Annotated in this window: 12 protein-coding genes; 11 read left to right on the top strand and 1 reads right to left on the bottom strand. The window is 55.2% G+C overall.

The features are described from left to right. The first annotated feature begins 56 nt into the window (after positions 1-56). Positions 57-3,425 (top strand): DNA polymerase III subunit alpha, encoded by a 3,369-nt coding sequence (dnaE, locus tag H6853_07080; GenBank protein USO03291.1) that lies wholly within the window; start codon positions 57-59, stop codon positions 3,423-3,425. A gap of 6 nt (positions 3,426-3,431) precedes the next feature. On the opposite strand, the gene H6853_07085 is transcribed toward dnaE, so the two are convergent. Continuing rightward, positions 3,432-3,680, bottom strand: coding sequence for a hypothetical protein (locus H6853_07085; protein ID USO03292.1), 249 nt, complete (start codon positions 3,678-3,680; stop codon positions 3,432-3,434). Between the two features lie 396 nt (positions 3,681-4,076). Here H6853_07085 and rpsB point away from each other — a divergent pair, with 396 nt between their 5' ends. The 10 genes from rpsB (at position 4,077) to bamA (ending at position 14,353) form a co-directional block, all read left to right on the top strand. Then, complete coding sequence (gene rpsB / locus H6853_07090) at positions 4,077-4,958, top strand: 30S ribosomal protein S2 (protein ID USO03293.1); 882 nt, start codon at positions 4,077-4,079, stop codon at positions 4,956-4,958. Positions 4,959-4,980: 22 nt separating this feature from the next. Next, positions 4,981-5,901, top strand: coding sequence for an elongation factor Ts (locus H6853_07095; GenBank protein ID USO03294.1), 921 nt, complete (start codon positions 4,981-4,983; stop codon positions 5,899-5,901). 95 nt (positions 5,902-5,996) lie between these two features. Further along, positions 5,997-6,746 carry a UMP kinase gene (locus tag H6853_07100; protein ID USO03295.1) on the top strand — a complete coding sequence of 250 codons (750 nt, stop codon included), beginning with the start codon at positions 5,997-5,999 and terminating at the stop codon, positions 6,744-6,746. A 212-nt stretch (positions 6,747-6,958) separates the two neighbouring features. After that, the gene (frr, locus tag H6853_07105; GenBank protein ID USO03296.1) at positions 6,959-7,516 is read left to right on the top strand and encodes a ribosome recycling factor; all 558 of its coding nucleotides are present in this window, start codon (positions 6,959-6,961) and stop codon (positions 7,514-7,516) included. A 56-nt stretch (positions 7,517-7,572) separates the two neighbouring features. Beyond that, the gene (locus H6853_07110; GenBank protein ID USO03297.1) at positions 7,573-8,061 is read left to right on the top strand and encodes a GNAT family N-acetyltransferase; all 489 of its coding nucleotides are present in this window, start codon (positions 7,573-7,575) and stop codon (positions 8,059-8,061) included. A gap of 28 nt (positions 8,062-8,089) precedes the next feature. Then, positions 8,090-8,806: an isoprenyl transferase gene (locus H6853_07115; protein USO03298.1), complete on the top strand. Its 717-nt coding sequence runs from the start codon at positions 8,090-8,092 to the stop codon at positions 8,804-8,806. Beyond that, positions 8,803-9,453, top strand: a complete 651-nt coding sequence (locus H6853_07120; GenBank protein ID USO03299.1) for a phosphatidate cytidylyltransferase — start codon at positions 8,803-8,805, stop codon at positions 9,451-9,453. The genes H6853_07115 and H6853_07120 overlap by 4 nt, the downstream gene beginning before the upstream one ends. Next, a complete protein-coding gene (locus H6853_07125) occupies positions 9,450-10,640 on the top strand; it encodes a 1-deoxy-D-xylulose-5-phosphate reductoisomerase (protein USO03300.1) in 1,191 nt (396 codons plus the stop codon). Before H6853_07120 ends, H6853_07125 begins: the two co-directional genes overlap by 4 nt. Next, on the top strand, positions 10,637-12,019 hold the full coding sequence (rseP, locus tag H6853_07130) for an RIP metalloprotease RseP (protein ID USO03301.1): 1,383 nt from the start codon (positions 10,637-10,639) through the stop codon (positions 12,017-12,019). Before H6853_07125 ends, rseP begins: the two co-directional genes overlap by 4 nt. Positions 12,020-12,073: 54 nt before the next feature. Further along, the gene (gene bamA / locus H6853_07135) at positions 12,074-14,353 is read left to right on the top strand and encodes an outer membrane protein assembly factor BamA (GenBank protein USO03302.1); all 2,280 of its coding nucleotides are present in this window, start codon (positions 12,074-12,076) and stop codon (positions 14,351-14,353) included. Positions 14,354-14,385 lie beyond the last annotated feature (32 nt).

A 14,385-nucleotide genomic window follows, 5' to 3' on the forward strand; every position in this document is an offset into this window, starting at 1 on the left:
CTGAATTCGTTATAACTTCGTGATTTTTTCGCGCTCTTCGTGTTAAACAAAAAGACATGGAGTCTTTTGTTCACCTGCATACGCACAGCGCCTATTCGCTGGCGGAAGGGGCGTGCCATCCGGCGGCGCTTGTGGACCTGTGCGTTTCCGACAAAATGCCCGCGCTGGCGATTACGGATACCAGCAATATGTTCGGCGCGCTTGAATTTGCGCTGGCGGCGGCTTCAAAGGGCGTGCAGCCGATTATCGGATGTCAGGTCGGTTTCGATGGAGGGCGCCAGCTCGTCCTGCTGGTGCAAAGTGAAGAAGGCTACCGGAATTTAAGCAAGCTTGTCAGCGATGCCTATATGGAAGGGGACGGATCGAAAGAACCGGCCCTTTCTTTTGACGGACTTAAAGTATGTCATGAAGGCCTCATTTGCCTGTCCGGCGGGCCGGTGAAGGGCGTCACGCAGGAAAAAGACCTTCTCGCGCTTAAGGAAATTTTCGGAAACCGCTTTTATATCGAGCTGCAACGCCACGGCCTTCTTGAAGAAGACAGGATCGAACCGGCTTTGCTCGACCTGGCCTATGCGCATGACATTCCGCTTGTGGCGACCAATGATTGCTATTTTTCCGATGAAACGATGCATGAGGCGCATGACGCGTTGCTGTGCATTGCGGACGGGCGCTATATCACGGAAGACGACCGCCGCAGGGTCACGAAGAACCACGATTTCAAAACGCCGGATGAAATGAGGGAACTCTTTAAAGACCTCCCGGAAGCGATTGAAAACACATATGTTATTGCGCAACGCTGCCATTTCTTGCTGAAACCCGTTGACCCGATATTGCCCCCTTTTGAAACGGAAAGCGGGCGCAGTGAAGCGGAAGAACTGAAGCGGCAGGCCACGGAAGGCTTGAAATGGCGCCTTGAGAATTTTGTGAAAGACCGCGACCACGGACCCTACTGGGATCGGCTTGAATATGAACTCGGCGTGATCGAACAAATGGGCTTTCCGGGATATTTCCTGATCGTGTCCGATTTCATCAAATGGGCCAAGGAACATCGTATTCCGGTGGGGCCGGGGCGGGGCTCCGGCGCGGGATCTGTGGTGGCGTGGGCGCTGAAAGTGACGGACCTTGACCCCTTGAAATTCAACCTCCTGTTCGAGCGCTTTTTGAACCCGGAACGGATTTCCATGCCGGACTTTGACGTGGATTTTTGTCAGGAACGCCGCGACGAGGTTATCCGGTATGTGCAAAATCGTTATGGGCACGATCATGTCGCGCAGATCATTACCTTCGGAAAACTGCAGGCCCGCGCCGTCGTGCGCGATGTGGGACGGGTGCTCCAGATGCCCTATATGGCGGTGGACCGGCTGGCCAAGATGATCCCGAACAACCCGGCCGCGCCGGTGACGCTGGCCGAGGCGCTGGCGCAGGATGAGGATTTAAGGACCGAAAGCCGAAAGGACGAAACCAACCGCAAGCTCATCGATATCGCGATGAAGCTGGAGGGCTTGTACCGCCACGCCTCGACCCATGCGGCGGGGGTGGTGATCGGGGACCGGCCCTTGCATGATCTGGTGCCCCTTTACCGCGATCCGCGCTCCGACATGCCCGTGACGCAGCTCAACATGAAATATGTGGAGCAGGCGGGGCTGGTGAAGTTCGACTTCCTCGGCCTCAAAACCCTGACCGTCATTCAAAAAGCGGTAGAATATATCAAGGACTCCTGCGGGCGGGAGATCGACATCCTGAAAGTCCCGCTGGACGATGAAAAGACCTACCAGATGCTCGCGCGCGGGGAGACGGTCGGCGTGTTCCAGCTTGAAAGCGCGGGCATGCGGGATCTGGGCAAACAGATGAAACTCTCCGAATTCGAGCAGATTATCGCCATGGTTGCGCTCTACCGTCCGGGGCCGATGGAGAATATTCCCAAGTATCTCGCCTGCCTGCACGGGCAGGAAAAAAAAGATTACATGCACCCGAAGCTGGAACCTGTCTTGAAAGAAACTTACGGGGTGATGATCTATCAGGAGCAGGTGTTGCAGGCGGCGCAAATCCTCGCCGGATATTCTCTGGGCGCGGCGGATCTGCTGCGCAAGGCGATGGGGAAAAAGATTCAGTCCGTGATGAATGCGGAGCGCGAGAAATTTGTGAAGGGCGCGCTGGAGCATAATCAGATTCCCGAAGAACTGGGGAACCACATCTTCGACCAGATCGCCAAATTTGCGGGATACGGTTTCAACAAGGCGCATTCGGCGGGCTATGCGCTGGTGTCTTACTGGACGGCGTGGCTGAAGGCCAATTATCCGGTGGAATTCATGGCCGCGTCGATGACGCTGGATGCCGGGAACACCGATAAGCTGGCGGTGTTCAAGCAGGAACTGGACCGGATGGAAACCCGTCTCCTGCCGCCGGACATCAATGAATCCGGCGTGATGTTCAGGGTGGAGGACGGGTGCGTTCGCTACGCGCTGGCGGCGCTCAAAGGCGTGGGGGAAGGCGCCATGGAAAAACTGGTAGCGGAGCGCGAAGCAAACGGGCCGTACCGCTCTTTGGCCGATTTCATCGGGCGCGTCGATTCCAGAACCATGAACAAGCGGCAGTTTCAGGGGCTGGTCTGCGCGGGCGCATTTGACAATGTGCACGCAAACCGCGCGCAGCTTTTCGAACATACGGAGCTTCTTTTGCGCCACGCGCAAGGTTTGGCGCAGGACCGCGAGAGCGGGCAGGAAAGCCTGTTCGGGGGAGGAGAAGACGGCAAGGAGGAGGACCTGCCGCCGCTGCCGGATGTTCAGGACTGGGATATTCTGGACCGTCTGGCGCAGGAATTCGGCGCGGTCGGTTTTTACCTGTCCGCCCACCCCTTGGACACCAAGGCCGGGCAGCTTCAAAAACAGGGGATTGTGCCGTATCTGGATCTGGCGGAAACGCTTAAAAAGCGCACCTCCAGCCGCGTCCAGATGGCCGGGGTGCTGATTAAAAAGCAAGAGCGCGTCTCGGCCAGGTCCGGAAATAAATTCGCGTTTTTGCAGCTCTCCGATTCCACGGGCGTTTACGAAGTGATGATTTTTTCCGACACGCTGGCACGCTGCCGCGACATGCTGGAACCGGGAACGGCTCTTCTGGTTACGGTGGATGCGGAGGCCAAAGAAGACGAAGTCCGCCTCACCGGCCAGATCATAGAGCCGCTGGATCAGGCTCTGGCCGGAAAGCTCAAAGAGGTCAAAATCGACATGGATGCGGTTGCGCCCGCGATTAAACTTCAGGAACGCCTGAAAGAAGATGGAAAAGGGCTGGTCAAAATCTCTTTCATGGCCCATTTGCCCGGCGGGCGGGTGGCAGAAATGACTTTGCCCGGCAAATGGAACGTGTCACCCGAAACCGTGCGGGAAATCAGCCGGACTCCGGGCGTGCTGGATATTCGGGAGTTTTGACGTACCTTAAGCCGCAGGAGGTTTGGGCGCATTGTTCCCCAATTGTGCAGCTCCTATAGAGCTTGTAATGTAATTAGAAACGCCGAGTACGGTCGCAGGAACAGCGGCAACGAAAAAGGCCGTTTTCGGATCGGATATGACGGAAGAGAGAAGGGCATGATAAACGGGAACGCCAGCACCAATTGCAGAAGCAATGCCCATGACAGCACCGTGAAAACGATTCCTAAGACTGGTCCTTTTCATTTCTTCAATCATATTCTTTCGATCCTTTATTTTTATCGTTATTGCCAGTGAATGTCTGTTTATTTATTTAACATAATATTAACGACAGTGCAAGAGCTTTCTGTAGATTATACGGACAGGACGGGCCATAATGGTAATATTGGCTTTTCGCCTGTCTTTACACGAAAGGCACGAAGGTCACGAAAACGTCCCCCGCGCAGCTTTGCTGCGCCTCCTTTTTCTTTGTGGTCTTCGTGAAAACTTCGGACGCTTCGTGTTAAAAATCCCTTGCAATTCCGCTCAAAACCCCATAGAACAGCGCCCATGGCTCGTTTTCGGGTCAAATTCACATGCAGGTAGCCTAACCGGTGCCGAAAATTCGGCCAAGGCCTGCAGAGGACATAACTGGAACTTAAAGGAGAAAACATCATGGCTTTGCCAACCGTAAACATGCGTCAGCTTCTGGAAGCGGGCGTTCACTTTGGACATCACACACGCCGCTGGAACCCTAGAATGCGCCCCTTTATCTTTGGCGTGCGCAATAACGTTCATATCATCGATCTGCAGCAGACGGTGCCGATGATGAACACCGCGCTCAAAACCCTGCGCGACATCGTTGCGAAAGGGGGCCGCGTCCTGTTTGTCGGCACCAAGCGCCAGGCGCAAGCGCGCGTTGCCGAAAGCGCGAAGCGTTGCGGACAGTATTACGTCAACCACCGCTGGCTTGGCGGGATGATGACGAACTGGCAGACCATTTCCAAGTCGATTGCGCGCCTGCGCGAGTTGGACGCCCTTCTGGCAAAAGAAGATACGGGGCTGACCAAAAAAGAAACGCTCATGATGAAAAGGGAGAGAGACAAGCTGGATCTCGCGCTGGGCGGTATCAAGGATATGGGCGGCAAGCCCGACGCGCTTTTTGTGATCGACGTCACCAAGGAAGACATTGCCATTCAGGAAGCGGGCACGCTGGGAATTCCGGTGTTTGCCATTCTGGACACAAATGCAAACCCTGAAGGGGTCACCTTTCCCGTTCCGGGGAATGATGACGCGATGCGTGCCATTGAGCTGTATTGCGACCTCTTCAGCGAAGCTGTTCTGGACGGCTTGCAGGCGGAAGTGAGCGCCGTTCAAAAAGACCCCGGCGAAGCGGTCGATTTGAAAGTGGAGCTTCCGGCAGAAAACAAGGCTGAAGGAGAGGCGAAGACAAAAGCCCCGGCAAATAAAGAAGCCTCAAAGGAAGAGCCAAAGGCTGAAGAGCCTAAAAAGGAAAATGAAGAAGAGCCGGAGAAAAAAGCGGCATCCGCTGGTTAAACAAAAAACAAGGAACGAAAACATGGCTGATATTTCCATTGCACTGATCAAGGAACTTCGTGAAAAAACGGGCGCCGGCATGATGGATGCCAAGGCTGCGCTGCTTGAAAATGGCGGCGATATCGAGGCGTCTGTTGATTACCTGCGTAAAAAAGGCATGGCCAAGGCGGACAAAAAGTCCAGCCGGACGGCGGCCGAAGGGCTTGTTGCGGTTGCGACGAACGGCACGTCCGGCACGGTTTTGGAGGTCAATTCCGAAACGGACTTTGTGGCGCGCAATGACGAATTCCAGTCCTTTGTCGGGGATGTGGTGCGCACGGCGCAAAGCCACGCCGAAGATCTGGAAAGCCTGATGGCGGCGGATATCGGCGGGAACAGTGTTGCGGATAATTTAACAGCGCTTATCGCCAAAATCGGCGAAAAAATGACGGTGCGCCGCATGGCGAAACTCTCTGTCGGCAAAGGCGTTGTCGCAGGATACGTCCATAATCCGGTTGCCCCCAATCTGGGGAAAATCGGCACTCTGGTCGCGCTTGAATCCGAGGGCGATGCCGGGAAACTCGAAGCCCTTGGCAAGCAGATTGCCATGCATGTGGCGGCGGCGTTCCCGCAATATCTGGATAAAGAGAGCGTGGACTCTTCCGCTCTGGAACGCGAAAAAGACGTGATCCGCGAACAGGCCCGCGCCGAAGGCAAACCCGACGATATTATCGAAAAAATGCTCGAAGGGCGGATGCGCAAATTCTATGAAGAGATTTGCCTTTTGGAACAGACCTTTGTCGTTGACGGCGAAACCAAAATCTCAAAACTTTTGGCGGCGGCTGAAAAAGATGTCGGCGCCCCCGTCAAACTGACCTCTTTCGCCCGATTCCAGCTTGGAGAGGGAATCGAAAAAAAAACTGAAGACTTTGCCTCCGAGGTCGCCGCGGCTGTGAACGGTTAAGGATGACGGTATGATTTTTTAAACAGCCGCGTTGCTTATCAGCGCGGCTGTCTTTACATTAGGGACAGATTTCACTTTCAAGCAACGGAGCAGGCATGACCATACCGGCAGAAAAAGAAAAGACGCAAGGCGCCGCGAAACCGCTATATAAGCGCGTTTTGCTTAAAATGTCCGGGGAAGTCCTCATGGGGGACAACGATTTCGGGCTGGACCCTGCGACCGTGAAACGCGTGGCGGAAGACATCAAAAGCGTTGTCGAAACGGGCACGGAAGTCTGCGTGGTCGTCGGGGCCGGGAATATTTTCCGCGGCGTGTCCGGTGCGGCCGAAGGCATGGACCGCACCACGGCGGACTATATGGGCATGCTGGGCATCGTCATCAATGCGCTGGCGCTTCAAAACGCGCTGGAGCAGATAAATGTCGATACGCGGGTGCAATCCGCCATTCCGATGTCCGCCATTTGCGAGCCCTATATCCGGCGGCGGGCGTTTCGCCATATGGAAAAGGGGCGGGTGGTTATTTTTGCGGCCGGCACGGGCAATCCTTATTTTACGACCGATACGGCGGCGGCGCTGCGGGCGTCCGAAATGAACTGCCGCGCCATTTTCAAAGGTACGAAGGTGGACGGCGTTTATTCCGCCGACCCCAAAAAAGACCCCGACGCGCAGCGCTATGACCGCCTGAGCTACATGGATTTGCTGACCAAGGATTTAAAAGTCATGGATGCGACGGCCATTTCCCTCGCGCGGGAGAACAATATTCCGATTATTGTCTTTTCCATCAAAGAGGCGGGGAACTTCAAACAGGCCGCCACGGGGCAGGGCACCTATACGATCGTTGAATAGGCTGTATTTTATGATGTCTTCACTCATCAACAGGGTACGTAATCCTTTTTTTTCGTCACCCCGGAAGACCGTCAGGTCTATCCGGGGTTTGCGCCGCCGGACGGTCTTTTGGCATAAATCCCGGATAAAAGCTTCGCTTTCTCCGGGATGACGAATATAAAGGCATTGAGAACTTCATGTTCTTTGTGGTGAATTAAATAAGGAAAAGGAAAATGGCTGATTTTAACAAGGATGATTTGAAGCGCCGGATGGACAGCGCGGTGGAGGCCCTGAAATCCGAGTTCGCGGGTCTGCGGACGGGGCGGGCCTCGACGAGCATGCTCGACCCGATCGTGGTGGATGTTTACGGCTCGAAAATGCCGATGAATCAGGTGGGGACCGTCGGCGTGCCGGAACCGCGCCTTTTGACAGTGCAGGTGTGGGATTCTTCCGCCGTTTCGGCGGTCGAAAAAGCGATCAGGAACTCTTCTCTGGGGCTCAACCCGCAGGCCGAAGGCAGCCTGATCCGTATTCCCATTCCGGAACTGAACGAGGAACGCCGCAAGGAACTGACCAAGGTCGCCGGCCAGTACGCGGAAAGCGCGCGCATTTCGGTGCGGAATGTCCGCCGCGACGGGATGGAGGCGCTGAAAAAACAGGAAAAGGACAAGGAAATCTCCGAAGACGATCAAAAGCGTCTGGAAGGGGACGTCCAAAAACTGACCGACGAACATATCCAGACAATCGATACCATCCTCTCGGACAAGGAAAAGGACATCATGACGGTTTAACGGACCGGATGGTTTTTAATTTTTTAAACGCGAAGACACGAAGGCGCGAAGATTTTATGAATTTTGTTCCTGACGATTTTGTTGTTCCCGAAAAACTTGTTGCGGATGATTTTTATCTGCGCATGCTGACTATTCATGACGTTATCAAGGATTACGATGCCGTAATGGCTAGCAGGGAGAAACTAAAAAGTCCGGATGAAAACAACACGGTCTGGCCTGACGGTTTAACGATTGAGCAAAACCTGATTGATCTGGCCTGGCATCAAAAGGAGTTTCAAAAAAGAAGTTCGTTCACTTATACAGTGATGAAACCGGACGACAGCCAGTGTTTAGGCTGCGTTTATATTTATCCAACGGACAAAGCGAATTACGATTCTAAGATTGAATTATGGACGCGAAGTGGGGCGAATATTGAAGGTCTTGACGAAATCCTTTTTTCTAAAGTCAAAGAATGGATTTCCATCTCATGGCCTTTTAAAAACCCGGCTTATCCGGGCAGGGAAATTGACTGGAAGGAGTGGAGCGCGCACGCGTCATCTTCGTGACTTCGCATCTTCGCGTTAAAAATAAAAAATGAAAAACATTCCCCAACACATCGCCATTATCATGGACGGCAACGGGCGCTGGGCAAAGGCGCGGGGCCTGCCGCGCAGCGCGGGCCATCATCAGGGCGTGGAAGCGTGCAAGCGCGTCGTCAAGGACGCGGCGGATCTGGGGGTTCGGTATCTCACACTCTTCGGGTTTTCTTCCGAAAACTGGGGCCGTCCGGCGGATGAAATCGGGGAGCTGATGCGGCTTTTGCGGATGTATTTGCGCTCCCAGACGGCGGAGCTTCACCGCAACAACGTCCGCTTGCGGATGATAGGCTCCCGCAGGGAGCTTGCGCCGGACATTATCGAGCTGATCGAAAACGCCGAAAACCTGATGAAGGAGAACACAGGGCTTGTCCTGACGATGGCGCTGAATTACGGCGGCCGCCACGAAATCCTGCAGGCGGCGGCGGCCTTTGCCGGAGAGTGCAAGGAAAAAGGCATGGAGCCGGCCTTTGAAACGGCGGAAGAATATTTTCCGCAGTTTCTCATGACAAAAGACCTGCCGGACCCCGATATCCTGATCCGCACCAGCGGGGAGCAGCGCATCAGCAATTTTCTTTTATGGCAATGCGCGTACACGGAATTTGTCTATACAGATACGCTCTGGCCGGATTTCGGGCGGGCCGATTTCGAGCGGGCCATTGCCGACTTTCAAAAACGGGACCGGCGCTATGGCGCCATTCAGGAGGGCGCATGACGTTTTTAAAATCACCCTTGTTTCTCCGCTGCGCTTCGGCTTTTGTTCTGGCGCCGGCCGTTCTTACGGCGATCTGGTTTGGCGCCTGGCCGTTTTGGGGCATGGTTTTTCTGGCTTGCGCCATTGGCGTTTATGAATGGCTGAACGTGGCCGCGAAAACAAAGTTCGATCTTGTCGTTTCTGTTATCGGGATCCTTTACATCGCGCTGGCCGCTATTTCCTTTGCGCTGCTGCGCGAAATGGGGATTTTCGTCATTCTGGCGCTTCTGCTGCCTGTCTGGGGAAGCGATATAGGCGCTTATGCGGCGGGCAGGCTGATCGGCGGGCCGAAAATGGCCCCGGCCATCAGCCCGAACAAGACATGGGCGGGCCTCGGGGGCGCCGTTGCCGCCGGTATTCTGGCCCTGTGGGGGTTGTCCGCCGTGACGGTCTTTCATATTCCGCTTCATTTCATGATTTTTTTCGGCGCAGTGATTGCGCTCAGTGGTCAGGCGGGGGACCTGCTTGTTTCCTTTCTCAAGCGTAAGGCCGGCGTCAAGGACACCGGCACGCTGATTCCGGGTCACGGCGGCTTGCTGGACCGGATCGATTCACTCCTGCTGGCCGCGCCGGTCTTCCTGCTTCTCCTGAAAGTCCTGATGAAATGAAACGCGTGAGTATTCTGGGGGCCACCGGCTCCGTCGGACGAAGCACGGCGGATGTCATTCTGGCGCAGCCCGAAGCCTATGATGTTCAGGCGGTGACCGCCAATGGCAGCGCGCAGGAACTTGCGGAAATGGCCGTGCGGCTGAAGGCGAAGCATGCCGTTGTCGCCGATGAGTCCGCTTATGAAACATTGCGGGAATGCCTGTCCGGAACGGACATTACCTGCGCCGGCGGTCCGGCGGCGCTGGCGGAAGCCGCGGCGAGGCCGGCGGACTGGATTATGGCGGCCATTGTCGGCATGGCGGGGCTTGATCCCCTGATGGCGGCGATTGCGCAAGGGACGTGCGTTGCGATTGCCAACAAGGAGCCGCTGGTCGCGGCGGGCTCTATTGTGATGGAGGCGGCGCGCAAATCCGGCGCGCAGCTTCTGCCTGTCGACAGCGAACACAATGCGATTTTTCAGGTTCTTGAGACGCGCAACAAAGGGGCGATTGAAAAAATCATTCTCACGGCCTCCGGCGGTCCGTTCCGGACCATGCCTCTGGCGGATATGGCGCAGGTCACGCCGGCGCAGGCTCTGGCGCATCCGAACTGGTCCATGGGGCCCAAAATTTCCGTGGACAGCGCCACCATGATGAACAAGGCGCTTGAGATTATCGAAGCCTCCGTCTTCTTTGGCCTTCCGCCGGAAAAAATCGAGGTGCTGGTGCATCCGCAATCCGTTGTCCACTCCATGGTGGAATATAGCGACGGATCGGTGCTGGCACAGATGGGGGCCTCGGATATGCGCACGCCTGTCGCCCACACGCTGGGCTGGCCGGACCGGATCAGAACGCCGGGGCAAAGGCTTGATTTGGAAAACATGGCCTCTTTGAGCTTTGAAGCCGTCGATGAAGCGCGTTTTCCCTCCATTCCGCTGGCATATGATTGCTTAAAAGCGGGCGGGGAGGCCTGCGTAATCCTGAACGCGGCAAACGAAGTCGCCGTGGAGGCGTTTTTGGCGGGCAGGATTCCTTTTACGGATATCCTGAAATATGCGTCCTGCGCCGTTCAGAATTATTCTGCGCCTGCATCGCTGGAAACCGTAGAAGATATCAGGCTTTTGGATATTAATGTGCGGGAGAAAATAAAATCCTGTATGCTGGGGGCCTGTGACTCGGTTTACTCTAAAAGACGGAACGTATCATGAATTATCTCTTTGACCTTGTTCAACTCATTGCCAGCAATATCTGGCTGTATGGCGGAACCTTTGTGCTTGTCCTGAGCGTTCTGGTTTTCGTACATGAATTCGGTCACTATTTCGTGGCGCGGCTGTGCGGGGTCCAGATCGAAACCTTCTCCATCGGGTTCGGAAAAGAGATTTTCGGGATAACGGACAGGAAAGGCACAAGATGGAAGTTTTCCATTGTGCCCTTGGGCGGTTACGTGAAGATGTTCGGCGATACCGATCCGGCCTCTGCCGGCCACACGGAAGGGGTGGAAGATCACGGGGAAGTCCGCCCCTTTACGGAAGAAGAAAAAAAAGTGGCCTTCTTCGCCAAACCGGTGGCGCAGCGCAGCGCGATTGTCTTTGCCGGCCCGGCGATTAATTTCATTTTTGCGGTCCTCCTTTTAAGCGGGCTTTATGTCTTTTACGGCCAGCCGATCACGCCGCCTCTGGCCGCGTCCATCATCGTCGGCAGCGCGGCGGATAAAGCCGGGTTTGAGCCGCATGACAGGATCGTCAAAATCGACGACGTGGAGATTGACCGCTTTGAGGATATTCGCAGGGAAGTCATGGTGGCGCTGGATACGCCGCTCGAATTCACAGTGGAGCGCGGCGACAAAAAAATAATCCTTACCGCGATTCCCGAACGCGAGGAATCGAGAGACCGTTTCGGGTTCAAGCATTCGAAAGGGCTGCTGGGCATTATCGGGCCGAGTAACGGATTTCTTCTGGAAAACGTCCTGTCCGTGAACGGAACATCCGTCAAGGGCGCCGATGCCGCCCGGAAAGCGATTCGCCCGAAACTGGGAAGGGACATCGTTGTTGAACTGGACCGGGGCGAAGAAATCAATAAACTCAAAGTCAGACCCCTGGCGGAAATGAACGAAGGCTGGAAAAACCCGGAAGGCAAGGATTACAACGTCCTTGTTGTCGCCGGCACATTATCGGAAGACTTCATCAAACCGGGCGTTTTCGGCGGTATCCGCAACGCCTTTACGGAAACAGGGAATATCAGCGCCAGCACGATGAAAGCGCTGGGCCAGATCGTGACCGGCACCAGAAGCCCGACGGAGCTGGGCGGAATTATCCGCATCGGCGCGATCGCCGGGGATATGGCGCAGCTTGGCTTTGCCGCCCTGATAACCTTCACGGCGCTTTTATCCATCAATCTGGGTCTGATTAACCTTTTCCCTATTCCGATGCTGGATGGCGGACACCTTCTCTTTTATGCGGTGGAAGCGGTGAAAGGGTCCCCCATTCCCGAAAAAAACCAGGAACATGCTTTTCGCTTTGGGTTGGGCTTTCTTATTGCTATCATGCTCTTCACGAACCTGAACGATATTATCCAGCTTATTCTGTAGGTTATATTCAGGAATAAGTTGTCTCCCGTCTGAAAATATCTTAAGTAGAGCAACATGTCCGTATCCCGTTATTCAAAAGCTGCTTTTTTTGCCCTTGTTCTGCTTGCCTGTCTTCAGGCAGGCCCCGTTTTCGCGCAGGACAAATTGAAAGAGATTCGCGTCAACGGCGTGGAAAGGGTCGAACCTGCGACCGTCCTGACCTATCTGGATATGCGTCTGGGCACGCCTTTAACGGAAGACAGCATGAATGTGGGGCTGAAGAATCTCTTTGCCACCGGTCTTTTCTCCGATGTGGCCTTGCGGCAGGACCGCGGCGTTTTGTTCGTGGATGTAACGGAAAACCCCGTCATCAACCGGATTGCGTTCGAAGGCAATACGGAAATAAATGACGATGAATTGCTGGCCGAGATTTCTCTCAGGCCGCGGCAGGTCTTTACCCGGACCAAGGTTCAAAACGATGTGGCCCGCGTCTACGAAGTCTATCGCAGGTCGGGCCGTTTTGCCGCCAATGTCGAGCCGAAAGCGATCAAGCTGGACCAGAACCGCGTCGATCTTGTTTTTGAGGTGGACGAGGGCAAGGTGACGACGATCAAAGGGATCCGGTTCGTCGGGAACGATTCCTACAGTGACGGCGCCTTGCGTTCGGAACTGAGCAGCCGGGAAGAACGCTGGTATAATTTCTGGTCTTCCGACGACCGTTACGATCCCGACAGGGTCCTGTTTGACGAAGAGCTTCTCCGGCGTTTTTACCTGTCTCAGGGATATGCCGATTTTCAGGTGGTGTCGTCCGTGGCGGAACTGTCCGCCGATCAGGAAGATTTCTACCTGACCTTCACGATCAACGAGGGGCCGCGTTACAAGGTCGGGCAAATCACGATTGATTCGAGCCTGCGCGGGTTTGACGGGGCGTCTTTGAAGGATTCCGTCAGTTTTCTTCCCGGCCAGTGGTATAACGCGAACGAGGTCCAACTGTCTTCCGACCAGATGACGGACGCTCTGGGGAACGAGCAGTACGCCTTTGTGGATATCAAGCCGGAAATGGACCGCCACCGCGAGACGCAAACGGTTGATATTACCTTTATGATCGGCGAATCGCCGCGCGTTTTTGTAGAGCGGATCGATATCCACGGCAATCTGCGCACAATCGACAAGGTGATCCGGCGGGAGTTTCTGCTCTCCGAAGGCGACCCCTTCAGCAAATCCAAGCTGGCCCGCTCCGAGCAGCAGCTTCGCAACCTTGGTTTCTTTGAAAATGTTGTCATCAAGACCCTTGCAGGAAGTGCGCCGGACCGGACGGTGATTGATGTGGAAGTTGTGGAGCAGTCCACCGGGGAACTGTCGATCGGCGCGGGCTTTTCGACTGCGGACGGTCCGCTGGCAGACTTACGCATTCGGGAGAGAAACCTTCTGGGCAAGGGGCAGGATCTGACCTTCGCGACGACGGTCGCGGGAGAGCGGACGCAGTTTGACGTGTCCTTCACAGAGCCGCACTTCCTGGATCGCGATGTTTCGGCAGGGTTTGATGCCTTCCATGTGCGGCGGGACCTGCAGGACGAAAGTTCGTTCGACCAGCAGCAATCCGGCGGCGCGGTCCGTGTCGGGTTCCCCTTGGCCGAAAAATGGCGCCAGACATGGAAATACGGCTTCCAGCGTTCGAAAATCACCAATGTGGATTCCAATGCGTCGCGCTATATCCGCGATCAGGAAGGCGTGCGAGACACCTCGGCGCTGTCCCAGCGTCTGACCTATGACGATCTGGACAGCGCGCTGTTCCCATCGGAAGGTCTTTATTCATGGCTTGATCTGGAAGGCGCCGGTCTGGGCGGGGACGCAAAATATGTGTCCGGAAAAATCGGAAGCCGCTACTACGTTCCCGTTTATAAAAAGAAAGTTGTTTTGTCTTTCCTCGGTGAAACAGGGGCTATCCAGGGGCTTAGCAATGAAGACGTCCAGATCAACGAGCGTTTTTATCTCGGCGGCGACAAACTGCGCGGGTTCCAGCAATCCGGCGTCGGGCCGCGGGACCGTTCCACGGACGATTCTCTGGGGGGAAATCTTTTCTACCGGGGATCTGCGGAATTGAGCTTCCCGGTCTTCCTGCCGGAAGAACTGGGCGTTTCGGGTCATGCCTTCACGGATTTCGGATCCCTGTGGGATGTGGACGCCAATGGCGCCGGCGTGGAGGACGACAGTTCCATTCGGGCGGCGGCCGGTCTGGGCGTTTCCTGGCGTTCCCCTATGGGGCCGGTTCGGGTGGATTTTGCGATGCCCTACGTCAAGGAAGCCTACGATCAGGAAGAGTTTTTCCGATTTAGCTTTGGCACGCGCTTCTAAACCTGCTACGTTCCTTCTTATTTTTAAATTCG

Source organism: Rhodospirillales bacterium, assembly GCA_023898765.1.
Lineage (GTDB): Bacteria > Pseudomonadota > Alphaproteobacteria > Micavibrionales > Micavibrionaceae.